The organism is Herbidospora solisilvae (assembly GCF_009901565.1).
Lineage (GTDB): Bacteria > Actinomycetota > Actinomycetes > Streptosporangiales > Streptosporangiaceae > Herbidospora > Herbidospora solisilvae.
Map to the genome: position 1 here is coordinate 661,422 of NZ_WXEW01000005.1, position 23,691 is coordinate 685,112.

The window sequence follows — 23,691 nt, forward strand, 5'->3', positions numbered from 1 at the left end:
GCGTCCAGTCTTGGGTCAAGCATGGTCGTTCGTAAAATCGATCTCGACGCTGCGCAGGACGTACGCGTGCACGGTGTGCTCCTTGCCCTTGAGCGACAGGTCGCCCAGCGAGACGACGTCGGCCGGGCCGAGCAGGTCGTAGGTCGACTGCCCGATCACGACCGATCCCGGTTCGGCCAGCGCCTGGAGCCGGGCCGCGACGTTGACCGCGTCTCCCATCGCGTTGAAGCCGCGGAACTCGGGGCTGCCGATGTTGCCGACCAGCGCCGGGCCGGTGTTGACGCCCACCCGGAACTTGGGCCACTCGACCTCCGACAGCAGCCCGGCCTCCTGCTCGCGCAGCACCTCGGCCGACACCCGGGCCGCCGCCCGCTGCATCTCCAGGCCCGCCTGCGCGGCCCGCCGCGCGTGGTCGGCCTGCGGCGCGGGCGCGTTGAACAGGGCCAGCAGGGCGTCGCCGACGAACTGCACGATCGTGCCGCCGTTGCCGAGGATGCACGGCACCGCCGCGGTGTGGAAGCGGTTCAGCATGTCGACGATCTCGCCGGGGGAGACCTTCTCGGAGAACGTGGTGAACCCGCGCAGGTCGGCGAACAGCGCGGTGACCTCGGTCAGCGAACCGCCGAGCGCGGCCTTGTTGGGGTCGGCGAGCAGGCTCTTGGCGACGTCGGGCGACATGTAGGCGCGGAAGAGGGTCTCCAGCTCGGCGTACAGCCGGGCGTTCTCCAGGCTGATGGACAGCTGGGTGGCCAGCGTGGCGGCCAGGGCGGCGTCCTGGGAGGTATGACCCACCGGCACGGCCAGCGCGCCCGCCAGGTGGCCCTTCACGGTCAGCGGGTGCACCACCGAGCCGGACATCTCGACCGGCGACCCACTGGTCAGCGTGGCCATCTCCTGGGTCGTCAGGGTGGGCGCGCCGCGCGCGCCGAGCGGGGTCAGCGCGCCGTCGCTCATGACGCTCACCCGCACGTCCCCGTACGCCTCCCTGACCCGCCGCAGCGATTCCGACAGCAGCTCCGACTCGGGCAGCCCGACCCGGGCCCGGCCGCCGACCTCGACGAGCGCGCCCAGCCGCTCCGACAACTCCCGCTCGTTCGCCAGGGCCGCGCCGGCCTTGTCGAGCACCGCGGCCTGGCCCTCGGTCAGCTTGAACCGCCCGGCCAGCCGCGTGGCGACCGGCACCCCCGACTCGGTCCGGCGGCGCAGATGGGAGACCAGCTCTTCGAGGGCCTCCTCGTACTGGGCCTGGATGCGCCGGGCGGTCGCCGACAGGGTGACCGCGTCGAACAGGCCGCTGCTGGAGCCCTCACGCCGGAACTGGATGTACGCCGAGTAGGCCACGAAGAAGAACGCCAGCGTCAGCAGCACGTGCCAGAGCCACCAGGAGATCGCCCAGTTGCGGTGCTCGATCCCGGCGATCATCACCTCGGCCAGCAGCGCGTAGGCGGTGATCAGGGAGATCAGCACGGCGGCGGGCCGCTTGCGGTGCAGGCGGAACATCATGACGGCGGCGGCGACGTACAGGAAGACCCCGATCAGCCCCCAGAAACCGAGGCCGACCCCGCCGGGCGGGAGCTTGTCGGTCAGCGGCGTCAGGCCCGGCACCAGCGACGCGACGCCCCAGGCGACCAGCAGCACACCCACCGCGATGCGCAGCGGGAGCTGGAGCTTCAGCACCGTCTCGCCCTGCCGGTCGTTCAGCGGCAGGCCCGACAGGAAGGCGAACACCGAGGCGATCATGAGGCCGACCGGGTGGGCCAGGTCGAAGCCGACCGTCGCGCCCGGGAGGATGACGGCCGGGGTGGTCAGCGCGTGGAGGGTGAAGAACCCGGCGCTGCTCAGGAAGACCAGCGAGACCAGCAGGAGCCGGGCGTCCCTCCGCCGCGCCGACGCCTGGCTGATCAGCACCCCGAGCACCAGGTTCATCCCGGCAACCACCAGGACCAGCCAGAAGTGGCTGGGGTTGTGCTGCCAGACGTGGTCGAGGTCGACCGTGTGCGGGTCCTCGTCCACGGGGTGGGCCAGCAGCAACCACAGGCCGAGCATCGGCACGATCAGGTGAATGAACCAGACGACCCCACGCACCGGCTGCGTCGCCGGCGGCAGGAAGGGGTCTTGGTCGTTCGAGGTCACGGAGATCCTCCGGAGGTCAGCCTTGGGCTTGAAGTGCGGGTTCCTCCCGAACGGTGCTGATTATTCCGCTGCCTGGGAGCGCGGCCAACGCGAAGAGGCCATACCAGGGATTAATACGCGTTCACCGATGCGAAGACGTGATGTTCCGCTGACATCCAACGGCGCACCTTGCTCGTCTATCTCTCTGTCACCTGGTGTAACAGGCGTTGGGGTCGTGGGGGCCTCGATGCCGTGCACATGACAGAGCCCCTCCGGATCGGCGCCGGAGGGGCTCTTTATTTCTGTACGAGATTGGTCAGCCGAACACGCCGGGAAGCGTGGCCTCGTGGGACATGCGCAGTTCGGCGACCGTGGCCTCCAGCACGCCCTCGACGACCAGGCTGTCGCCGCCGGTCTCGCCGAGGCCGTAGCAGGGCACGTCGAGGCGGGCGCACAGGTCGGTCAGCGCCTCGAAGTGCTCGGGCTTCAGGCAGACCAGCGCCCGCGCCGTCGACTCGGAGAACAGGTCGACGAACGCGTCGTCGCCCGGCAGGGAGACGGTCGCGCCGACACCGTGGGCCAGGCAGGCTTCGGCGAGCGCGATGCCGAGACCGCCGTCGGACAGGTCGTGGGACCCTTCGAGCAGGCCCTGCTTCGACGCCTCGGTCAGCACGGTCGCCAGGTCGCGTTCGGCCTCCAGGTTCACCCGGGGCGGCAGCCCGCCCAGGTGGTCGTGGGCGACGTGGGCCCACTCCGACCCGCCGAACTCGTCGTAGGTCGCGCCCAGCAGCACCACCCGCAGGCCCGCCGCCGGGAAGCCCGACCGCACGCGCTTCGCGACGTCGTCGATCACGCCCAGCACGCCCACCACGGGAGTCGGGTTGATCGCCGCCGAACCGGTCTGGTTGTAGAACGACACGTTGCCGCCGGTCACCGGCACGCCCAGGGTCTTGCACGCGTCGGCCAGGCCGCGCACGGCCTCGGCGAACTGCCACATGACCTCGGGGTCTTCGGGCGAGCCGAAGTTGAGGCAGTTGGTCACCGCGAGCGGGGTCGCCCCGGTCACGGCCACGTTCCGGTAGGCCTCCGACAGCGCCAGCTGCGCGCCCGCGTAGGGGTCGAGCTTGGCGTAGCGCCCGTTGCCGTCGGTCGCCAGGGCGATGCCCCGGGTGGTCTCCTCGGCGCCCGGCATGACCTCGCTGACCCGCAGCAGCCCGGCGTCGGCCGGCTGGGCGAGCACGGTGTTGCCGCGCACGTAGCGGTCGTACTGGGAGGTCACCCACTCGCGGGACGAGAGGTTCGCCGACGCGATGAGCTGGAGCAGGGTGGTCCGCAGGTCGGACGGGCGCTCCAGCGAGTCGGGGGTGTCGAGGTTCAGGTCGTGCTGGCCCAGCGGCTCGTGGAAGGGCCGCTCGTAGACGGGGCCCTCGTCGGCGGCGGTGCCCGGCGGGATGTCGACGATCACTTCGCCGTCCCACGTCATGACCAGGCGGCCGGTGTCGGTCACCTCGCCGATGACGGTCGCCGGGACGTCCCACTTCGCGCAGATCGCCAGGAACGCGTCGATGTCGCCGGGCGTGACCACGGCCATCATGCGTTCCTGCGACTCGCTCATCAGGATCTCCTCGGGCCGCAGCGTGGGGTCGCGCAGCGGGACGAGGTTGAGGTCGACGGTCATGCCGCCGGTGCCCTTGGCCGCGAGCTCGGTGGTCGCGCAGGACACCCCGGCCGCGCCGAGGTCCTGGATGCCGACGACCACGTCGGCCTGGTAGAGCTCCAGGCAGCACTCGATCAGCAGCTTCTCCATGAACGGGTCGCCGACCTGGACGGCCGGCCGCTTGGCCTGCGACTCGTCCTCGAAGGTCGCCGAGGCGAGCACCGAGGCGCCGCCGATGCCGTCGGCGCCGGTCCGGGCGCCGAACAGGATGACCTTGTTGCCCGGCCCGGGGGCGGTGGCCAGCTTGATCTGGTCTTTGCGCAGCAGGCCCACGCACAGCGCGTTGACCAGCGGGTTGCCGATGTAGCAGGGGTCGAAGACGACCTCGCCGCCGATGTTCGGCAGGCCCAGGCAGTTGCCGTAGTGGGAGATGCCCTCGACCACGCCCGGCAGCACCCGGCGGGTGTCACCCTGGTCGAGCCCGCCGAACCGCAGCGAGTCCATCACCGCGACCGGCCGCGCGCCCATCGACATGATGTCGCGGACGATGCCGCCGACCCCGGTGGCCGCGCCCTGGTGGGGCTCCACGTAAGAGGGGTGGTTGTGCGACTCGATCTTGAAGGTGGCCGCCCAGCCGTCGCCGATGTCGACGACGCCGGCGTTCTCGCCCATGCCGACCAGCAGCGCCTCGGACTTGGGGGCCTTGGTGCCGAACTGCCGCAGGTGCACCTTCGACGACTTGTACGAGCAGTGCTCGCTCCACATGACCGAGTAGATGGCCAGCTCGGAGCCGGTCGGGCGGCGGCCGAGGATGGCCACCACCCGGTCGTACTCGTCCTGCTTCATGCCGAGCTCGGCGAACGGCATGCGCTCGTCGGGGGTCTGCGCGGCCCGCTTGACGGTGTCGAGGCTCACGCGTTCACCAGCTTCCGGACGATGGAGGAGAAGAAGCCGCGCCCGTCGACGCCGGGGGCGCCGGTCAGCTCTTCGACGGCGTGCTCGGGGTGGGGCATCAGGCCCACCACGTTGCCGGCCTCGTTGGTGATGCCGGCGATGTCGTTGAGCGAGCCGTTGGGGTTGGAGCCGGCGTAGCGGAAGACGACCCGGCCGGTCGCTTCGAGCTCGGCCAGCGTCTCGGCGTCGGCGACGTAGCGGCCCTCGCCGTGCTTGACCGGGAGGGTGATCTCCTGGCCTTCGGCGAAGTCGGTCGTCCAGGCGGTCGAGGCGTTGTCGACCCTGATGCGCTGGTCGCGGCAGACGTAGTGGAGACCCGCGTTGCGGACCAGGGCGCCCGGCAGCAGGTGGGCCTCGCAGAGGATCTGGAAGCCGTTGCAGGTGCCCAGCACCGGCAGTCCCGCCTGGGCGGCGGGGATCAGTTCGGTCATCAGGGGTGCGAATCGGGAGATGGCCCCGCACCGGAGGTAGTCGCCGTAGGAGAACCCGCCGGGGAGGAAGACCGCGTCCACCCCCTTGAGGTCGTGGTCGGCGTGCCACAGGGGCACGGCCTCGGCACCGGCCAGCCGCAGCGCCCGCGCCGCGTCCTGGTCGTCGAGTGTTCCGGGAAAGGTGACGACGCCCACCCGCATGGTCCGAAGTCCTCCAATGCGCACGCGAAGCCTCCGGCTCTTGTCCGGCGGTCTCTGGCGGTACGCCTCAGGTTATCGGACCACGTGGGATGGGTTAACGCGGGTCAGACAGCAGCCAGTTCGCGGTCTTTGGCCATGGATAGGGCGATGGCGTCGTGGTCCCAGTCGAGTTCCTTGCAGAGGCGCACGGTGGTGCCGCTGCCAGGAGTGATGTCGAAGGAGATCTCGTCGACCACGGCCTGCATGATGAGGATGCCGCGTCCGTTCTCGACCTCGCCTGAGGGGTAGCGCTGCGGGATCGCGGTGAGCCCGCGACCGCCGTCTACCACACGGAGCTCGCAACGGCCGTCGTCTATGGCCGCTTCGACCTGGTAGCGGGCCGACGGCCCGCCGTGCCGCACCGCGTTGGCGCACGCCTCGGAGGTGGCGAGGAGGATGTCGGACACACAGTCCTCCGTCACGCCGAGCGAACGAAGGGCGTCTCCGATCACGCGACGGACCATCGGGATGCCGATCGCATCCCTTGGCAAAGCGAGCGAGAACTCGATGTCCACGGGGTTCCCTCCCCGGTCGTCGTAGGTACCTAAGCAGAGCTTCCCTGTGAGATGAGGGCTAACCGCAAAATGACGCTCTTGTTATTTAGGTTGACCTGGATGCCGGTTTACGGATGGCAGATGAGGCCCTTGTCACGCTTTGCGTAGCTCGGGCCGACGGGAATGTGCTGTTTTACCCCTCGACGCGGACGACGAAGTCCTCGATCACCGTGTTGGCCAGCAGGGTTTCGGCCATCTTCCTGACCTCGGCGATCGCCGCGTCGTCGGCCGGGCCGTCGAGTTCGACCTCGAAACGCTTGCCCTGACGGACGTCCGAAACGCCCGAGAACCCCAGCCGGGGGAGCGCGCGGGCGATGGCCTGACCCTGCGGGTCGAGGATCTCCGGCTTGAGCATGACATCGACGATCACGCGCGCCACTTGGGGTGCCTCCTGATGTGGGGACGGAGCTCGGGGATGGAGAGTGAGCGCGACAAGCTTATCCACAGGCTGTGGATGGTGTGGCGGCAGGTCGGAGGGGAACCGGAAAGGTGTGGAGCAGGGTGTGGAGGCGGACAGTGATGTCTGCCACTATGTCCGCAAGCGCGGACGTTCCACCACCAAACGGGACGAAAGCGTCTAGACCTGGCCGAAACATGATGGAAACCCCATTCATGTACGGCCCCGAACGCAGGAGTGGCACATGACTGCCCCTACGGCACCCCCGGAACTCGTCCAGCTCCTCACACCCGAAGGTGAGCGGATCGAGCATCCCGACTATGACATCGACCTGACGGCCGAGGAGGTCCGGTCGCTCTACCGCGACCTCGTCCTCGTGCGCCGGGTCGACCTGGAAGCGGTCGCCCTCCAGCGGCAGGGCGAGCTCGGGTTGTGGGCCTCGCTGCTCGGGCAGGAGGCGGCCCAGGTCGGATCGGGCCGCGCGCTGACCGACGCCGACATGGCCTTCCCCACCTACCGCGAACACGGCGTCGCCTGGTGCCGCGGGGTCGACCCGCTCCACCTGCTCGGCCTGTTCCGCGGCGTCAACCACGGCGGGTGGGACCCCTACGAGCACAACTTCCACCTCTACACGATCGTCATCGGCTCGCAGACCCTCCACTCGGTCGGCTACGCCATGGGCATCCAGCGCGACGGCGCCGAGGCCGCCACGATCGTCTACTTCGGCGACGGCGCCACCTCCCAGGGTGACGTGAACGAGGCCTTCATCTGGGCGTCCGTCTTCAACGCGCCGGTCGTGTTCTTCTGCCAGAACAACCAGTGGGCCATCTCCGAGCCGCTGGAGAAGCAGTCGAAGATCCCCCTCTACAAGCGGGCCAGCGGGTTCGGCTTCCCCGGCATCCGGGTCGACGGCAACGACGTCTTCGCCTGCCTGGCGGTCACCCGGGCGGCGCTGCGCAACGCGCGCGAGGGCCAGGGCCCGACGCTGGTCGAGGCCTTCACCTACCGCATGGGCGCCCACACCACCTCCGACGACCCGACCCGCTACCGGGTCGCCGACGAGCTGGAGGCCTGGAAGCTCAAAGACCCGATCGAGCGCGTGAAGGCCTACCTTTTCAAGAACCAGCTCGCCGACCAGGAGTTCTTCGACAAGATCGACGCCGAGGCCGACCTGCTCGGCAAGGACCTGCGGGCCCGTTGCCTCGCCCTCCCCGACCCCCAGCCCGGCGCGATCTTCGACCACGTCTACGCCGAGCCCCACGCCCTCCTCGCCGAGGAGCGCGAGCAGTTCACGACCTACCTGGCCGGTTTCGAGGGGGCCCAGTGACCACTCTGACCTTGGCGAAGGCCCTCAACGAGGGGCTTCGCGCGGCGATGGACGCCGACTCGAAGGTACTCGTCATGGGCGAGGACGTCGGCAAGCTCGGCGGCGTGTTCCGGGTCACCGACGGCCTGCAGAAGGACTTCGGCGAAGACCGGGTCATCGACACCCCCCTCGCCGAGTCGGGCATCATCGGCACCGCCATCGGCCTCGCGCTCCGGGGCTACCGCCCGGTCTGCGAGATCCAGTTCGACGGCTTCGTCTTCCCGGCCGCCGACCAGATCATCACCCAGCTCGCCAAGATGCCGCTGCGCTCCCTGGGCAAGATCAAACTTCCGGTGGTCGTACGCATCCCCTGCGGCGGCGGCATCGGCGCGGTCGAGCACCACAGCGAGTCCCCCGAGAGCTACTTCACCCACACGGCCGGCCTGCGCGTGGTGGCCTGCTCGAACCCGGTCGACGCCTACACCATGATCCAAGACGCGGTGCGCTGCGACGACCCCGTGGTGTTCTTCGAGCCCAAGCGCCGCTACTGGGACAAGGCCGACGTCGAGTTCGGCGCCCCCGGCCTGCCGCTCGACCGGGCCCGCGTGGCCCGTGAGGGCGACGACGTCACCCTCGTCGCCTACGGCCCCATGGTGAAGACCTGCCTGGAGGCCGCGGCGGCGGCCGAGGAAGACGGGCGGTCGGTCGGCGTCATCGACCTGCGTTCCCTCAACCCGCTCGACATGCCCGTCGTCCGCGACGCGGTCAACCGCACCGGCCGGTGCGTGGTCGTCCACGAGGCGCCGGTCTTCAGCGGCCTCGGCGGCGAGATCGCGGCCCGGGTGACCGAGCAGTGCTTCTACCGGCTCGAGGCGCCGGTCCTGCGGGTGGGCGGATTCTCCACGCCCTATCCGCCGTCGCGGCTGGAAGACCACTACCTGCCCGACCTCGACCGCATCCTCGAAGCCGTCGACCGCGTCTTCGGCTACTAGGAGCGCAACGGATGAAACGTGACTTCAAGCTGCCCGACGTGGGCGAGGGCCTGACCGAGGCCGAGATCGTCCGGTGGCACGTCGCCGTCGGCGACACCGTGAAGGTCAACCAGATCGTCGTCGAGATCGAGACCGCCAAAGCGGTCGTCGAGTTGCCCTCTCCCTACGAGGGCGAAGTGGCCGCCATCCTGGCCGCCGAGGGCGAGACGGTCGACGTGGGCCGCGTCATCATCACCGTCGACGACGCGACCGAAGAGGCCCTGACCGAGAGCCTGGTCCCAGAGGAGCCCCAGAAACGCGAACCGGTGCTGGTCGGCTACGGGGTGAAGCAGGGGCCCAGCAAGCGCAGGGCCAGGAAGGGACACGCGGGTTCGGGGGCCCCGGCCCCGGCTCCGGCTCCGGAGAAGCCCGCGCCGGTGCAGCCTGCTCCGGCTCCCGCGCGGCCTGGCTCCAACGGCTCGGCTCATCGGGTGGCCGTGCTGGCGAAGCCGCCCGTCCGGAAGCTGGCCAAGGACCTGGGCGTCGACCTCGCCGACGTCGCGCCCACCGGGCCCAACGGGTCGATCACCCGCGACGACGTGCTGGCCGCGCAGGTCGCGCCGGTCGTCCCGCTGGTGGTGGAGGAGCAGGAGCTCATCCCGGTACGCGGGGTCCGCAAGGCCACCGCCGCCGCGATGGTGGCCAGCGCCTTCACCGCGCCCCACGTCACCGAGTTCCTCCAGGTCGACGTCACCGAGACGATGAACGCCGTCCGCCGGCTGCGCGAGCAGCCCGACTTCGCCGGCGTCAAGGTGTCGCCGCTGCTGCTGGTGGCCAAGGCGCTGGTGACCGCGATGAAGCGGCACCCCCACGCCAACTCCACCTGGACCGACGAGGCGATCATCCTCAAGAAGTCGGTCAACCTGGGCATCGCGGCGGCCACCGAGCGCGGCCTGATCGTGCCGAACGTCAAAGACGCCCAGGCGCTCTCGCTGGTCGACCTCGCCAGGGCGCTCAACGACCTGACCGACCGGGCCAGGGCCGGGAAGTGCACCCCGGCCGAGATGTCCGGCGGCACCGTCACGATCACCAACGTCGGCGTCTTCGGCATCGACGCCGGCACCCCGATCCTCAACCCGGGCGAGTCGGCGATCCTGGCGTTCGGCCAGATCAGAGACATGCCGTGGGTGGTCGACGGGCAGATCGCGGTGCGCAAGGTCACCACGCTCGCGTTGTCGTTCGACCACCGGGTGATCGACGGCGAACTGGGCTCCTACGTGCTCAGAGACATCGGCGCGATGCTGGAGGACCCGCTGCGCATGCTGGCCTGGGCGTAGCACAAGAGTCCTGCAAGTCGGCACCAGTGATCCTCAAGTGACTGCTCCTACCGTCGGAGGCGGGTTCCCGTCGGGGGTGTGCCGCACATCCCCGGTGCCCCGGGAGCCCGCTGATCGTCGCGCGGCGAGGCGGCGCCGGGCCCCCTCGGAAGGGCCTCGCCGCGCGGCACGGTTCGCCGAGAGGAGCAGAAGTCAGTGATCACGGGATCGGGCGCCGACTGCCTCGTCCGGGTCGACGCGGTTCACCTGCCGATCGCGGAAGCCGTCACGATGGTCCGCCAGTTCTCCCACCGTGACCGTGCGGTCCACGACGAGATCGTCGACTACTGCCTGATCAGGGCAGAGATGCTCGCCGACGTCGAACCGCTCACCGAAGACGACCTCCGTGCCGCCGCCGACGAGTTCCGCGACGGCGTGCCCCTGCGCGACCGGGCCGAGACCCTGGCGTGGGTGGCCGAGATGGGCATGTCCGGCGGCCAGTTCGAGAGCTTCATCACCCTGATCGCCCGCCGCCGCCGATTCCGCCGCCGCAAGGAGGAGGAGCTGGCGCCCGATTATCTGGCCCGCCACCTCGACGACTTCGACCAGGTCAGGGCCATGTGGGTGACCAGCACCCAGCCGGTCAACGGCGAGATCTTGCGTGGCCTGGGCGGGCTGCTCGGCTGCCCGGAGGCCGCCGTCGTGGTCGGCACCCGCCGGGCCCACGCGCTGCCGGCCCCGCTGCGGCACGCCCCGCGCGACACCTTGATCGGCCCGGTGCCCTTCGAGAACGGCTATCTGACCGGCCTCGTACTGGAGCGCCGCCCGGCGGTGAACGACGCCGACACCCTGGCCTTGGCCGGGCGGCTGGCCTTCGCCGAGTGGCTCGCGGCCCGCAGGGAGCAGGCCTCCATCGAGTGGCACTGGACGACGTCCTAGGCTGGCGCCCATGTTCCGTCACATTGTGCTGCTGCGCTGGGTCGACGAGGCCACCGAGGACCAGAAGGCCGCCGTCGTCGCCGGGCTGGAGACGCTCCCGGCCAACATTCCAGAGATCAAGAACTACGTCATCGGCACCGATGCCAAGATCAACGAGGGAAACTCCGATCTTGGCATCGTCGCCGACTTCGACTCGGCCGACGACTATGTCGTCTACCGCGACCACCCGGTCCACCTGAAGGTGGTCGCCGACTTCATCAAGCCGATCCTGGCGGGCCGGGCGGCGGTGCAGTTCCCGCTGGGTTAAAAAGCGCTCTCCGGCAGGTCCATCAGCTCCTGCGTGGTCGCCGTGAGCATGCGGCGCTCCGACGCGATGCGGGGCAGCACGTTGCCGGCGAAGAAGGTCGCCGCGGCGACCTTGCCGGCGTAGAAGTCGTCGTCCTGGGACTCCAGTGCCTTGAGGGCGATCTCGGCCTGCCGGAGCAGCAGCCATCCGATGAGCAGGTCGCCGAGGGCCATCAGGAACCGGGTGGTGTTGAGGCCGACCTTGTAGACCTCCTTCGGCGACTCCAGCGACGAGATCGCCCAGCCGGCCATGACGTCGGCCATCGCCCTGACCTCGCCGGCGGCCTCGCCGAGCAGGCCGCGCTCGACCTTGAGGCGGCCGTTGCCGGCCTCGGAGTCGGCGAACGCCTTGATCTGGCCGAGGATCTCGCCCAGGGCGGCGCCCTGGTTGCGCAGGATCTTGCGGAAGAACAGGTCCAGGCCCTGGATCGCCGTGGTGCCCTCGTAGAGGGAGTCGATCTTGGCGTCGCGGATGTACTGCTCGATCGGGTAGTCCTGCAGGAAGCCGGACCCGCCGAGGGTCTGCAGCGACCGGGCCAGCATCTCGTAGGAGCGCTCGGAGCCGACGCCCTTGACCACCGGCAGCAGCAGGTCGTTGATCGCCTCGGCCATCTCGTCGCGGCGGCCCTCGGCCGTGGCGACCTGGATGGAATCCTGGAAGGTGGCCGTGTAGAGCACCAGCGCGCGCATGCCCTCGGCGTAGGCCTTCTGGAGCATCAGCTCGCGGCGGACGTCGGGGTGGGCCGTGATGGGCACGCGCGGGGCGGTCTTGTCGGCCATCTTGGTCAGGTCGGCGCCCTGGAGGCGGTTCTTGGCGTAGTCGAGGGCGTTGAGGTAGCCCGTGGAGAGCGTGGCGATGGCCTTGGTGCCGACCATCATGCGGGCGTTCTCGATCACCGTGAACATCTGGCGGATGCCCTCATGGACGTCGCCGACCAGGTAGCCGATGGCCGGGTGCTTGTCGCCGAAGGTGAGTTCGCAGGTCGTGGAGACCTTCAGGCCCATCTTCTTCTCGACGTTGGTGACGTAGACGCCGTTGCGCTCCTTGAGCTCGCCGGTCTCCAGGTCGACCAGGAACTTGGGCACCAGGAACAGCGACAGGCCCTTGGTGCCGGGGCCGTGGCCCTCGGGGCGGGCCAGCACGAGGTGGAAGATGTTCTCGGCCATGTCGTGCTCGGCGCTGGTGATGAAGCGCTTGACGCCCTCGATGTGCCAGGTGCCGTCGTCCTGCCGCGTCGCCTTGGTGCGCCCGGCGCCGACGTCGGAGCCCGCGTCGGGCTCGGTGAGGACCATGGTGGAGCCCCAGCGGCGGTCGACGGCGAGCTGGGCGAACCTCTTCTGCTCCTCGGTGCCCAGGTGGTAGAGCACGTGGGCGAACTGCGGCCCGCAGGCGAACATCCACACGGCGGGGTTGGCGCCCAGCACCATCTCGGCGACGGCCCAGCTCAGGGAACGCGGACCGGGGGTGCCGCCCAGCTCAGGCTGGAGCTCCAGACGCCACCACTCGGCGTCGACCCAGGCGTTGTACGACTCCACGAAGCTCTTGGGCATCGTCACGGTGCCCGTGGCGGGGTCGAAGACCGGCGGGTTGCGGTCGGCGTCGGTGAACGAGGCGGCCAGCGGCCCCTCGGCCAGCCGCACGACCTCGTCGAGGATCGCGTGGGCGGTCTCCTCGTCGATCTCCGCGAACGGCCCGGTGCCGAAGAGTTCACCCCGGTTGAAGACCTCGAAGAGGTTGAACTCCAGATCGCGGATGTTGCTCTTGTAGTGGCCCATCACCGCTCCTCCGATACGAGTGCTACTGATGAGTAACTCTACCGGAATGCTACCCGTCAGTAACCCCCCGAAAGCGGTTATTTCGCACTCTGAGACGACAGTGCGCCGGGCCGCGGACGCGACCCGGCGCACGATCCGCCACCTGCTAGTTCTTCACGGCCCGCCCGCGCATGGTGGTGGCCACGATCGCGGTCAGCAGGTAGATCCACGCGCCGCCCCAGGCGGCGTCCCAGGCGGCGCCGAAGACCCCGTCGCCGTCGAGCACGAGCTCGATCGGGTACATCAGGATCGCGGCGCCGGCCGCCGGGTAGAGCGAGAAGCGCCACGGGTGGCGCAGCGACCAGTTCCTGGCCTGCCGGGTGACCCGGTCGCCGGTGTCGGGCTTGGAGATCGCGCCGATGGCGGCGACGAGAGTGAACAGGGTGACCCCCACGCCCAGCGCCCAGGCCAGGTCGGCCGATCCGGTGATGAGTCCGAGGAGCAGGCTGGCCGTCGCGACCGCCCCGCCGGTGACGGCCGCGGCCTTCCAGGGCGCGCCACGCAGGGCCGCGCCGGCGAGCGACATCTCGTCGCGTCGAGTCAGTTCGTTCATGTATCAAGAGTGCCTAATCGGGCGCTTTGCCCACATCGGGGAAGCCCCTGACCGCTCCCTGAGGCATCCTGGACCCCATGTCCGCAAGCCACCACCCGACCTTCCGGCCGGCCACCCGCGACGACGTGCCGCGCATCGTCGACCTGCTGGCCGACGACGAGATCTCCCGGTCCCGGGGCCACCTCGCGCCCGTCGGCCCGGGACACTGGGCCGCCTACGACGCCATCGAGGCCGACCCGCGCAACGAGATCGTGGTCGCCGAGGTCGACGGCGAGGTGGTCGGGACGATGCAGCTCACGTACATCCCCGGGTTGTCCCGCGACGGCGCCGAGCGGGCGCAGGTCGAGGCGGTCCGGGTCGCGTCCACCCACCGGGGCAGGGGGCTCGGCCGGGCCTTCATGACGTGGGCGGTGGCCCGGGCGCACGAGCGGGGATGCCGCATCGTGCAGCTGACCACCGACAAGCGGCGGCCCGACGCCCACCGGTTCTACGCCTCGCTCGGCTTCACCCCGAGCCACGAGGGGTTCAAGCTACTGGGCTGATCTCCACCAGGTTGTCGTGGTAGACGGGACCGTTGCCCAGGTCGGCGTCGCGCTCCTCGACCACGGCGTTGGCGTTGGCGCCCCCGCTGAGCTTGGGCCAGTGGCCCTTCGGCGAGGCGGCCACCCCCGGACGGACCTTGTCGGAGACCTCCACGTACGCCTCGAACGCGCCGAACTCGTTCGAGACCCTGGCCCGGGACCCCGAGACCAGGCCCCGGGGTTCGGCGTCCCGAGGGTTGACCACCACGGTCGGGCCCTTCGAGCGTCTGAGCAGCTCCGGGTTGTTGGCGAAGATCGTGTTCAGGAACGTGTGGGAGGCCGGGGTGATCAGGGTCAGCCTCCCGTCCTTCCGGGTGCGGGCGCTCAGGGACGGCACGTAGGTGGCGACCCGCGGCAGGCCCGCCTGCTCGGCCAGGTCGGAGACGAACTCCAGCTTTCCGCTCGGGGTGGGGAAGCCGTTCGTGAACGGGACGAAGGGGTCGGCCACGTCGAGGCGGGCCCAGCCGCGCTTGCGCAGCTCGTCGAGCTGGATCGTGGGGGTGCCCTCCAGCAGTTCGGCGGCGATCTCCAGGTCGGTGGCGTACAGGGCCGGTTCGGTCAGGCCCATGCGGTGGGCCAGGCGGCGGAAGGTCTCGGTGGTCGACAGGGCCTCGCCCGCCGGGGGGACGGCGGGTTCGTTCCACATCAGGTACATGTGGCCGTAGCCCTCGTGCAGGTCGAGGTGCTCGATCTGCATGGTCGCCGGGAGCACGACGTCGGCGTAGTCGACGGTGTCGGTGGGGAACTGCTCCATGACCACGGTGAACAGATCCTCGCGCAGCAGCTTCCGCCGGATCCGGTTCTGGTCGGAGGTGGAGCCCATCGGGTTGGCGCCGTACACCCACAGGCACTTGACCGACTCGTCGAGGCCGTCGGCGAGGCGGGTCATCGTGAGGCTGCGCACCGGGTGGGGCAGGAGTTCGGGGCGGTGGTCGACCTTGAGCGGGACGTGGGCCGAGGTCGAGAAGGCCACCCCGCCGCCGGGATGACGCCAGTCGCCGGTCACGCCGGGGATGCAGGCGATCAGCCGCATCGCCGAGCCGCCGCCCTCGTGGCGCTGCAGGCCCATCGTGGCGCGGATGCCGGTCGGGCGGGTGTGCGCGAGACGGCGGCCGAGGGCGCGGATGTCGTCTTCGGGCAGGCCGGTGATCTCGGCGACCCGTGACGGGGGGAACTGGAGGATCTCGGCCCGGAACTCGTCCCAGCCGAGCGTGTGGTTCTCCAGGTAGTCGCGGTCTTCTGCGCCTTCTTCCAGGACGACGTACAGGAGACCGAGCGCCAGCGCCCCGTCGGTGCCCGGGGCGATGGGGAGGTGCTCGTCGGCCTGCTCGGCGGTCCGGGTCCGGATCGGGTCGATCGCGACGATGTGCGCGCCGTCGGCGCGGGCGTCCTGGATGAACTTCCACAGGTGGTGGCCTGAGGTCAGGGTGTTGGTGCCCCAGAGCAGGATCAGCTTGGAGAGGGCGAACGTCTCCGGGTCCATGCCTCCCGGGGTGCCCAGCGTCAGCCGCAGGCCCTCGTTCCCGGCCCGCGAGCAGATGTTCATGTTGTGGAAGGAGGCCCCGAGGGCGTTCCAGAACCGCCGCCCGGCCATGCCCGACTCGCCCTGGACGAACCCGAGCGTGCCGGTGCCCTGGTAGGGCCAGATGGCCTCGCCGCCGTGGGTGTCGACGATCTCCCGAAGCCTGGTGGCGAGGATGTCGAGGGCCTCGTCCCAGCTGATGCGCTCGAACTGCCCGGAGCCCTTCGGCCCCACCCGCTTCATCGGATGCAGGATCCGCTCAGGCGAGGCCGCGTGCTCCAGATAGCGGTTCACCTTCACGCAGAGCGCGCCCCGCGTGTAGGGCTGCTCCTTGTTGCCCCGCAACGAGGTGGCTTTTCCGTCCTGTACGGTCACCACCCACGAGCACGTATCCGGACAATCAAGGGGACATGCCCCCAGAACCCGCAATTCCATCCCGTCATCGTACGGGGCGGTCGGTGAAGGCGAGCTGTTCCACGATGTAGGCGACCGCGTCCGCGCTCACGTCCAGGACCTGCCGGTTCACGTTCTCGATAGTGTCGCAGGCCTTGTGGTAGCAGGGGTCGAACACGCGGTTCGCGGTCCCGCCGTACACCGCCGCCTGCTCGGGGGTCTTGATGCTGTCGGCGCCGGTGAAGATGCCCCCGGCCGGGATGCCGGCCTTCACGAACGGCCCGTAGTCCGACCGGCCGTCGAACGCGACCTCCTCCGAGGACAGCCCGCGCAGCCGGTAGAACTCGGTGGCGGCCTCCTCGATCGCGTTGTCGCTGTCGTAGACGCCGTTGCCGTGGTTCTCGGTGGCGACCATGTCGAGGTTGACGTACCCGGCGATCTTCGCCTTCTCCTCCGCCGACAGGTTCTTCACGTAGTGGGTCGAGCCGACCAGCCCGACCTCCTCGGCCCCCCAGAACGCGAACCTGACCGCCCGGTCGGGCCGCATCCGGGCCATCTGCTCGGCGATCTCCAGCACCACCCCGACCCCCGAGCCGTTGTCGTTGATCCCCGGCCCCGCCTCGACCGAGTCGAGATGGGCCCCCAGGATCAGCACGTCGTCGGGGTCTCCCTGGCCGGTCTGCGCGATCACGTTCCGGGTGACCTTCATGGTGGACGTGGTGTTCGTCTCCACCGTGACCGGGCCCTCGATCGCGGCGTCCTGGGCGACGCCGACCACCGGCAGCGGCGTACCGGGCTCGCCCAGCGACCCCTTCAGCTCACCCGGCCGCGAGTTGACCACGATGAGCGCGCCCGCCCCGGCCCTCGCGGCCCGGTCGGCCTTCACCCGGAACGAGCAGCCGCCGCGTTCGGCGACCGCGATCGAGCCCTGCCGGAACCCGGTCCAGTCGGTGGACAGGCAGCCCGTGCCGGTCTCCTGGACCGGCCCGGAGACCCGGCCCGACGGGGAGAACGCGAAGGTCGCCGCGTCGACCGGGCCGGCGGCCGTGGTCAGCACCGCCGGGCTCACCTCGCGGTGGTGCGGCAGCGTGAACGGCTGCGAGGTCACCTGGTAACCCGCGGCGGTCAGCACCCGCTCGACGTACTGCGCGGAGGCCTCGTAACCGGCGGTGCCGACCGCCCGGTTGCCGTGCTGGTTGCCTATTTCGGCCAGGACTTGAACGTGGGCGAAGACGTTGGGTTCGGTGACCGCCTCGTCCAGCCCCGGGTCGGCCGACATACCCGTCGTTGTCAGCACCAGAGCCGCAGATACCACAATGCGCACAGTTTCCCCCTTGATGAACGGGCCGGGGGAAGGCGGCACCAGACTGGCAGCCACACGAGGTTTCAGGCCACGTTCGAGGGTTACGGCGCGTCGGCGCGAAACGGGCCGCGATCCATAGACTCGACCAGGAGGGGGACTCCGGGGTCAGGTCGCTGTGCCGTGACTTTCGATTGTGGACACTGGCAACAAAGATCGCAGACAATCACGGTGGTGAGGGGCATCAAGGAAAAGGACGACTCTCTGACGTCCCCGGACTCCGGGGTCGTCCTCGTCGTGGAGCCCCTGCTGCCCCAGCGCATCCGGCGTCCGTCCGACCTGCTCCGGATGCTGATGACGCTGCTGGCGATCACCGCCGTGATCCTGCTCGCCCTGGTCGCCCAGCGCACCCTCAACGGGCTGGAGACCGACGTCCAGGCCGGCACCGGCCGGGCGCCCGAATGGATCTCCTCGATCGCCGGGTTGCTGGGCGGGGTCGCCGTGCTGGCCGTGCCGGTCGCCTTCGCCGTCGAGCGGGTGTTCCACCGCGACGGCATGCGGGTCGCCCAGGGGCTGATCGCGGCGATCCTGGCGCTGCTGCTCTCGTACACCCTCGGCGAGTGGATGGTCACCTCGGGCCCCGCCGAACTGCGCACCCTTCTCACCGGCGACCGCGACGTCGAACCGCTCAACACGGTGCTCACCCCGGTGATCGCCTACGCGACCGCGGTGCGGATGTCGCGACGACCACGCTGGCGGGCGCTGCTCTGGGTCGCGCTGGTCTTCGACTTCTTCGCGCTGTTCACCTCCGCCAAGATCACCATGCTGGGCGCGATAGTGACCTACCTGGTCGGGCTGTTCGTCGGCTTCGTCACGCTCTACGGCGTCGGCAGCGCCAACACCCGCCCGCCCGGCAGCGCCGTGGTGGCCGCGCTCAAACGGCTCGGCTTCGCCATCGTCAGCGCCCGCCGCATCGACGACGACAGCTCCGGCAGCCGCCGCTACATCGTCGGCCTGGCCGACACCACCCGGTTGTCGGTGACCGTTCTCGACCGCGACCGCCAGGTCGCCGGGGTCGTGTACCGCCTGTGGCGGCGGTTGCGCCTCAACAGCGAGACCCGCAGAAGAGCCATCCGCTCCCTGCGCGCCGAACTGGAGCGCGAGGCGCTCATGGCCTACGCCGCCCAGGCCGCCGGCGCCAGGACCCCCCGCCTGCTCGGCACCAGCGAGGTCGGCACCGAGGCGGCCCTGCTGGCCTACGAACACGTCGACAGCCGCCCCATCCAGGACCTCCCCGACGACGACCTCGACGACGGGCTGCTGCTCCAGATGTGGGAACAGGTGCGCCTGCTCCACGCCCGCCGCCTGGCCCATCGCCACCTGACCGGCGAGTCGATCCACCTCGCGGTCGACGGCCACATCCTCCTGGTCGACGCCCGGTCCGGCGAGATCGCCGCCGGAGACCTCCTCCTGCGGCTCGACGTCGCGCAGCTGCTGGCCTACCTGGGTCTGAGGGTCGGAGCGGAACGTGCCGTCAAGACCGGCGCGGCCGTCCTGGGCGACGACACCATCGCGGCGGCGCTGCCGCTGCTCCAGCGCATCGCGCTGGCCCGCGACACCCGGGCCGCGGCCGGCAAGGACAAGAACCTGCTGCCCGCGCTGCGCGAGCAGATCGTCGCGCTCAAACCGCAGGCCACCGTCGAGCCGGTGCGGCTGGAACGCTTCCGGCCGCGCACGCTCGTCACGATCATCGCCAGCACCCTGGCCGCCTACATCCTGTTGTCCCAGCTCAGCCAGATCAACCTGGTGTCGATGCTGACCACGGCCGACTGGGCCTGGGGCGGGGTCGCCCTGGTGGCCGCCGCCCTCAGCTACGTCGCTGCCGCCTCGGTGGTGCGCGGCTTCGTGCCCGAACCCCTGCCCTTCGGGCGGACGGTGCTGGTCCAGCTCGCCTCGTCGTTCGTGAAGCTGGTCGCCCCGGCCGCCGTGGGCGGCGTCGCGATCAACACGCGCTACCTGCAGAAACGCGACATCCCATCCGGCAAGGCGCTGTCCAGCGTGGGCGCCAGCCAGCTCATCGGCCTGGCCTCCCACATCACGCTGCTGCTGCTGGCCGGTTATCTCACCGGCACCCAGGCCGCGCCCTCGCTGACGCCCTCGCGAGGGCTTTTGATCACGTTGCTGGCGAGCGCCACCGTCATGGTGGTCATCCTGGCCATCCCGCCGCTGCGGCGGATCGTGTCCAAACGGGTGCGCGCCCTGTTCAGCGGGGTGGTGCCGAGGCTCCTCGACGTGCTCCAGTCACCCAGCAAGATCATCGAAGCGGTGACCGGCACGGTCATGGTGACCGTCTGCTTCGTCATCTGCCTGGTCGCCTGCGTGAAGGCGTTCGGCGGTGAGCTCAGCATCACCGCCGTCGCCGTCGTCTTCCTGGCCGGGAACGCCATCGGCTCGGCGGCCCCGACCCCGGGAGGCCTCGGCGCTGTCGAGGCCTCCCTCATCTTCGGCCTGACGGTGGCCGGGCTGCCCAAGGAGACCGCCACCTCCGCCGTCCTGCTGTTCCGCGTCCTCACCTTCTGGCTTCCGGTGCTGCCCGGATGGGCCGCCTTCACCTGGCTCCAGCGCAAGGACGCCCTCTGACTACGCGTCGCTGCTGCGCTTCCACAGGTTGATGCCGGCCTCGACCGCGTCCTTGTCGATCGCGTCGAGCTCGTCGGCCGAGAACTCCAGGTTCTTGACCGAGTCGAGGCTGTCGTCGAGCTGCTTGACGCTGCTCGCCCCGATCAGCACCGAGGTCACCCGCTTGTCGCGCTGCGCCCACGCGAGGGCGAGCTGCGCCAGCGTCTGACCCCGGCTCTTGGCCAGCTCGTTGAGGGTGCGGATGTGCCGCAGGGTCTCCTCGGTCAGCAGGTCGGGGCTGAGCGACTTGCCCTGCGAGGCCCGCGACCCCTCCGGCACGCCGTTGAGGTAGCGGTCGGTCAGCATGCCCTGCGCCAGCGGGGAGAACGCGATGCAGCCGACGCCCAGGTCACCCAGGGTGTCGAGCAGCCCACCCTCGATCCACCGGTTGAGCATCGAGTAGGACGGCTGGTGGATCAGCAGCGGCGTGCCCATCGACTTCAGGATCTCGTACGCCTCCACCGTGCGCTCCGGCGAGTAGGACGAGATGCCCGCGTACAGCGCCCGGCCCGACCGGACCGCCGTGTCGAGCGCCCCCATGGTCTCCTCAAGAGGGGTCTCCGGGTCGAACCGGTGGCTGTAGAAGATGTCGACGTAGTCGACGCCCATCCGCTTCAGCGACTGGTCGAGGCTGGCCAGCACGTACTTGCGCGACCCCCACTCGCCATAGGGCCCCGGCCACATGTCGTAACCGGCCTTCGTCGACAGGATCAGCTCGTCACGGTACGGCCTGAAGTCCTGGGCGAAGATCGTCCCGAAGTTCTTCTCCGCCGAGCCGTAGGGCGGCCCGTAGTTGTTGGCCAGGTCGAAGTGGGTCACCCCGCGATCGAACGCGCGGCGCAGGATCGCCCGCTGCGACTCGATCGGCTTGTCGTCGCCGAAGTTGTGCCAGAGCCCCAGCGAGACCGCCGGCAGCTTCAGCCCACTCCGCCCGGTCCGGTTGTACGGCATCGGCCCATAGCGGTCGGCGGCGGCGACATACGTCATTCGGTCACTCCCAGTCGGTCGAGAATCCAGGACAGCGTGAACGCCTCCTCGTGCCACGCGTCGTAGCGCCCGCTGCGACCCCCGTGCCCGGCCCCCATCTCGGTCTTCAACAGGAACGGCCCGCCCTTGGCGGTGGCGCGCAACCGCGCGATCCACTTGGCCGGTTCGTGGTAGAAGACCCGGGTGTCGTTGAACGAGGTGATCGCGAGTATCGGGGGATACGTCACGTCACGCACATTCTCGTAGGGCGAGTACGACTTCATGTACTCGTACACCTCCGGGTTGTGCAACGGGTCGCCCCACTCGTCCCACTCGATCACCGTCAGCGGCAGCGACGGGTCGAGGATGGTGTTCAGCGCGTCGACGAACGGCACCTCGGCGACGATCCCGGCGAAGTCCTCGGGGGCGAGGTTGGCCACCGCGCCCATCAGCAGGCCGCCCGCGCTGCCGCCCCGGGCCACGACCGCGCTCGACCAGGTGCCGCGCAGGTGCCTGGCCACGGCGACGAAGTCGGTGAAGGTGTTCTTCTTCTGGAAGAACTTGCCCTCCTCGTACCACCGGCGGCCCATCTCGCCGCCGCCCCTGACGTGGGCGACCGCGAAGACCAGGCCGCGGTCGAGCAGCGAGAGCCGGGCCACCGAGAAGTAGGGGTCGATCGAGGTCTCGTAGCTGCCGTAGCCGTAGAGGAGTGTGGGCGCCTTCTTCGGGGTGCCCTTCCTGGCCACGATCGAGATCGGGATCCTGGTGCCGTCGTCGGCGACGGCCCACTCGCGGAACTGCTCGTAGTCGTCGGGGTCGTAGCCGCCCAGGACCGGCCGCCGGCGCAGCAGGATCAGTTCGCGGGACCGGAGGTCGTAGTCGTACACCGAAGGCGGCGTGACCATCGAGGTGTAGCCGAGCCTGAGCCGGTTGGTGACGTATTCGGCGTTTCCGCTCGGCGCCACGTCGTAGAGCGGCTCGGGCCACTCGATCTCGTAGGGGTCCTGGTCTCCCGGCAGGATCCGGATGCCGGTGAGGCCGTCTCTTCTGAAGTGGACGACCAGATGCGACTCGAAGGCGTCGACGTCGAGCAGGCGCGTGGTGTCCTGGTGGGGGATCAGCGGAGTCCAGGCCGCCGGGTCGGCGACCGGGGCGCTGGCGAGCTCGAAGTTCTCGGCGTTCTCGTTGTGCAGGATCAGGAAGCGCTCGCCCTGGTGGTCGAGGTGGTATTCGAGGCCCGTCTCCCGCGGCCTGACCACCTGGAACTCGCCGGCCGGGTTGAGCGCGTCGAGGAACCAGACCTCGCTGGTGATCTTGCTGTGCGCGTTGAGGAGCAGGTAGCGCTCGCTGCGCGACAACCCGATGCCGACCCAGAACCGCTCGTCGGCCTCGTGGTAGACCTCGACGTCGTCGGCCTGCCCGAGCGTGTGGCGGTGCACCTTGTCGGGCCGCCAGGCGTCGTCGACCGTGGTGTAGAAGAACGTGCTGCCGTCTTTCGACCAGGCGCCGCCGTAGAAGATGCCGGTGATCTCGTCGGGCAGCAGCTCACCCGTGCCGAGGTCCTTGAAGCGCAGGGTGAACCGCTCGTCGCCCGCGAAGTCGGTCGAGTACGCCAGCATCGTGCCGTCGGGGCTGACCCTGCTCACCCCGAGGGCGAAGTGGGGACTGTCGCCGGCCAGCTCGTTCCCGTCGAGGATGACCTGCTCGTTCTCGAGCGTCTGGCCCGGCTCGACCGTCGGGGGGTCTTCCCCTTCGGCCGGTACGCGGCACTGGATGCCGTACTGCTTTCCTTCCTCGGTACGGGAGTAGTACCACCAGGCCCCGAGACGGGCCGGGACCGAGAGGTCGGTCTCCAGCGTCCGGCCCTTGATCTCCTGGAAGATGGTGTCGGCCAGGGGCTTCAGGCGTCCGGTGACCTGCTGGGTGAAGACGTTCTCCGCCTCCAGGTAGGCGACGACGTCGGGGTCGTCCTTCTTCGCGAGCCAGGCGTACTCGTCGATCACGGTGTCGCCGTGATGCGTACGCTCAACAGGGTCTTTCTTCGCCGTAGGTGGCTGCTCACTACTCACCCGGTCGAGTCTAGGCACCCGGCTTCCCGGATCTCCGGGCCTCGTTGATCTCCGTGTGCCCGTCCGACCTGCCGGGGAATGAATCGGCGGGTGTCGTCGTTGAAACTGGTCCGACGGCCTCTGAGAGGCTGCTAATCTTGAGGAGTCGGGGACGCCCCCGGCAGACCCCCTCCAACATCCACCCGGGGAACCGGGCGATTTGACATCGCCGGGGACGCGGGTAAGTTAGAGGGGTTGCTCTTCGGCAGGAACCGGGAAAAACGTCGAATTTGACACTAACCGGAACCGCTGAAAAGATAAAGGCACAACAGCAAGACAAAAGAAAAACAAAAGCAAGTCCGTTTCTTGAGAACTCAACAGTGTGCTAAAAGCCAGTGCATGATGCACAACCCCGTCATTTGATGACGGATTCCTTTGGTTGACATTCATGTGAATGTTGGCCAGGAAAAATTCTGCAGACATTGTTTGGAGAGTTTGATCCTGGCTCAGGACGAACGCTGGCGGCGTGCTTAACACATGCAAGTCGAGCGGAAAGGCCCTTCGGGGTACTCGAGCGGCGAACGGGTGAGTAACACGTGAGTAACCTGCCCC

18 protein-coding genes and 1 rRNA gene are annotated in these 23,691 nt (G+C 69.4%); 8 read left to right on the plus strand and 11 right to left on the minus strand.

The window, feature by feature from the left end; genetic code table 11:
• Positions 1-15 precede the first annotated feature (15 nt).
• The 5 genes from GT755_RS19920 to purS form a co-directional block, all read right to left on the minus strand.
• Positions 16-2,133 (minus strand): adenylate/guanylate cyclase domain-containing protein, encoded by a 2,118-nt coding sequence (locus GT755_RS19920; RefSeq protein ID WP_328794423.1) that lies wholly within the window; start codon positions 2,131-2,133, stop codon positions 16-18.
• A gap of 295 nt (positions 2,134-2,428) precedes the next feature.
• Positions 2,429-4,636, minus strand: a complete 2,208-nt coding sequence (gene purL, locus GT755_RS19925; RefSeq protein WP_161481226.1) for a phosphoribosylformylglycinamidine synthase subunit PurL — start codon at positions 4,634-4,636, stop codon at positions 2,429-2,431.
• 44 nt (positions 4,637-4,680) lie between these two features.
• Positions 4,681-5,355 carry a phosphoribosylformylglycinamidine synthase subunit PurQ gene (purQ, locus tag GT755_RS19930; RefSeq protein WP_161481150.1) on the minus strand — a complete coding sequence of 225 codons (675 nt, stop codon included), beginning with the start codon at positions 5,353-5,355 and terminating at the stop codon, positions 4,681-4,683.
• 104 nt (positions 5,356-5,459) lie between these two features.
• Positions 5,460-5,909, minus strand: coding sequence for an ATP-binding protein (locus tag GT755_RS19935; protein WP_161481151.1), 450 nt, complete (start codon positions 5,907-5,909; stop codon positions 5,460-5,462).
• Positions 5,910-6,081: 172 nt separating this feature from the next.
• The gene (gene purS, locus GT755_RS19940; RefSeq protein ID WP_030455089.1) at positions 6,082-6,327 is read right to left on the minus strand and encodes a phosphoribosylformylglycinamidine synthase subunit PurS; all 246 of its coding nucleotides are present in this window, start codon (positions 6,325-6,327) and stop codon (positions 6,082-6,084) included.
• A gap of 262 nt (positions 6,328-6,589) precedes the next feature.
• Between purS and pdhA the strand changes: the two genes are divergently transcribed.
• The 5 genes from pdhA to GT755_RS19965 all read left to right on the plus strand — a co-directional run bounded on the left by pdhA (position 6,590) and on the right by GT755_RS19965 (position 11,184).
• The gene (gene pdhA, locus GT755_RS19945) at positions 6,590-7,672 is read left to right on the plus strand and encodes a pyruvate dehydrogenase (acetyl-transferring) E1 component subunit alpha (protein WP_161481152.1); all 1,083 of its coding nucleotides are present in this window, start codon (positions 6,590-6,592) and stop codon (positions 7,670-7,672) included.
• Entirely contained in the window at positions 7,669-8,643 is a 975-nt protein-coding gene (locus tag GT755_RS19950) for an alpha-ketoacid dehydrogenase subunit beta (RefSeq protein WP_161481153.1), read from the plus strand. The genes pdhA and GT755_RS19950 overlap by 4 nt, the downstream gene beginning before the upstream one ends.
• A gap of 11 nt (positions 8,644-8,654) precedes the next feature.
• Positions 8,655-9,959 (plus strand): dihydrolipoamide acetyltransferase family protein, encoded by a 1,305-nt coding sequence (locus GT755_RS19955; protein ID WP_161481154.1) that lies wholly within the window; start codon positions 8,655-8,657, stop codon positions 9,957-9,959.
• A gap of 195 nt (positions 9,960-10,154) precedes the next feature.
• The gene (locus tag GT755_RS19960) at positions 10,155-10,877 is read left to right on the plus strand and encodes a hypothetical protein (protein WP_161481155.1); all 723 of its coding nucleotides are present in this window, start codon (positions 10,155-10,157) and stop codon (positions 10,875-10,877) included.
• A 10-nt stretch (positions 10,878-10,887) separates the two neighbouring features.
• Positions 10,888-11,184, plus strand: coding sequence for a Dabb family protein (locus GT755_RS19965; protein ID WP_161481156.1), 297 nt, complete (start codon positions 10,888-10,890; stop codon positions 11,182-11,184).
• On the opposite strand, the gene GT755_RS19970 is transcribed toward GT755_RS19965, so the two are convergent.
• Together GT755_RS19970 and GT755_RS19975 are read right to left on the minus strand one after the other, a co-directional pair.
• Entirely contained in the window at positions 11,181-12,998 is a 1,818-nt protein-coding gene (locus GT755_RS19970) for an acyl-CoA dehydrogenase (RefSeq protein ID WP_161481157.1), read from the minus strand. The two genes, GT755_RS19965 and GT755_RS19970, sit on opposite strands and share 4 nt — an antisense overlap.
• Before the next feature lie 145 nt (positions 12,999-13,143).
• On the minus strand, positions 13,144-13,590 hold the full coding sequence (locus tag GT755_RS19975; RefSeq protein WP_161481158.1) for a hypothetical protein: 447 nt from the start codon (positions 13,588-13,590) through the stop codon (positions 13,144-13,146).
• Positions 13,591-13,667: 77 nt separating this feature from the next.
• Between GT755_RS19975 and GT755_RS19980 the strand changes: the two genes are divergently transcribed.
• Positions 13,668-14,132, plus strand: coding sequence for a GNAT family N-acetyltransferase (locus GT755_RS19980; protein ID WP_161481159.1), 465 nt, complete (start codon positions 13,668-13,670; stop codon positions 14,130-14,132).
• Here the strand turns inward: GT755_RS19980 and GT755_RS19985 are convergent.
• Together GT755_RS19985 and GT755_RS19990 are read right to left on the minus strand one after the other, a co-directional pair.
• Positions 14,116-16,128 (minus strand): molybdopterin-containing oxidoreductase family protein, encoded by a 2,013-nt coding sequence (locus GT755_RS19985; RefSeq protein WP_161481160.1) that lies wholly within the window; start codon positions 16,126-16,128, stop codon positions 14,116-14,118. The two genes, GT755_RS19980 and GT755_RS19985, sit on opposite strands and share 17 nt — an antisense overlap.
• Positions 16,129-16,132: 4 nt before the next feature.
• Positions 16,133-17,365 (minus strand): M28 family peptidase, encoded by a 1,233-nt coding sequence (locus tag GT755_RS19990; RefSeq protein WP_161481161.1) that lies wholly within the window; start codon positions 17,363-17,365, stop codon positions 16,133-16,135.
• Between the two features lie 255 nt (positions 17,366-17,620).
• Between GT755_RS19990 and GT755_RS19995 the strand changes: the two genes are divergently transcribed.
• A complete protein-coding gene (locus tag GT755_RS19995; RefSeq protein WP_328794424.1) occupies positions 17,621-20,026 on the plus strand; it encodes a lysylphosphatidylglycerol synthase transmembrane domain-containing protein in 2,406 nt (801 codons plus the stop codon).
• Here GT755_RS19995 and mgrA read toward each other — a convergent pair whose 3' ends face one another.
• Both mgrA and GT755_RS41230 read right to left on the minus strand, forming a co-directional pair.
• Positions 20,027-21,052, minus strand: coding sequence for an L-glyceraldehyde 3-phosphate reductase (gene mgrA, locus GT755_RS20000; protein ID WP_161481162.1), 1,026 nt, complete (start codon positions 21,050-21,052; stop codon positions 20,027-20,029).
• On the minus strand, positions 21,049-23,100 hold the full coding sequence (locus GT755_RS41230) for a S9 family peptidase (protein ID WP_161481163.1): 2,052 nt from the start codon (positions 23,098-23,100) through the stop codon (positions 21,049-21,051). Before GT755_RS41230 ends, mgrA begins: the two co-directional genes overlap by 4 nt.
• A gap of 462 nt (positions 23,101-23,562) precedes the next feature.
• Here GT755_RS41230 and GT755_RS20010 point away from each other — a divergent pair.
• Positions 23,563-23,691: ribosomal RNA gene (locus tag GT755_RS20010) — 16S ribosomal RNA — on the plus strand; the annotation flags it as partial.

Excerpts from the sequence above, each read along its gene's own strand:
- purL (WP_161481226.1), bottom strand. The coding sequence starts at position 4,636 with ATGCCGTTCGCCGAGCTCGGCATGAAGCAGGACGAGTACGACCGGGTG.
- purQ (WP_161481150.1), bottom strand. The coding sequence starts at position 5,355 with ATGCGGGTGGGCGTCGTCACCTTTCCCGGAACACTCGACGACCAGGAC.
- pdhA (WP_161481152.1), top strand. The coding sequence starts at position 6,590 with ATGACTGCCCCTACGGCACCCCCGGAACTCGTCCAGCTCCTCACACCC.
- GT755_RS19955 (WP_161481154.1), top strand. The coding sequence starts at position 8,655 with ATGAAACGTGACTTCAAGCTGCCCGACGTGGGCGAGGGCCTGACCGAG.
- GT755_RS19965 (WP_161481156.1), top strand. The coding sequence starts at position 10,888 with ATGTTCCGTCACATTGTGCTGCTGCGCTGGGTCGACGAGGCCACCGAG.
- GT755_RS19970 (WP_161481157.1), bottom strand. The coding sequence starts at position 12,998 with ATGGGCCACTACAAGAGCAACATCCGCGATCTGGAGTTCAACCTCTTC.
- GT755_RS19975 (WP_161481158.1), bottom strand. The coding sequence starts at position 13,590 with ATGAACGAACTGACTCGACGCGACGAGATGTCGCTCGCCGGCGCGGCC.
- GT755_RS19980 (WP_161481159.1), top strand. The coding sequence starts at position 13,668 with ATGTCCGCAAGCCACCACCCGACCTTCCGGCCGGCCACCCGCGACGAC.
- GT755_RS19985 (WP_161481160.1), bottom strand. The coding sequence starts at position 16,128 with ATGGAATTGCGGGTTCTGGGGGCATGTCCCCTTGATTGTCCGGATACG.
- GT755_RS19990 (WP_161481161.1), bottom strand. The coding sequence starts at position 17,365 with ATGTCGGCCGACCCGGGGCTGGACGAGGCGGTCACCGAACCCAACGTC.
- mgrA (WP_161481162.1), bottom strand. The coding sequence starts at position 21,052 with ATGACGTATGTCGCCGCCGCCGACCGCTATGGGCCGATGCCGTACAAC.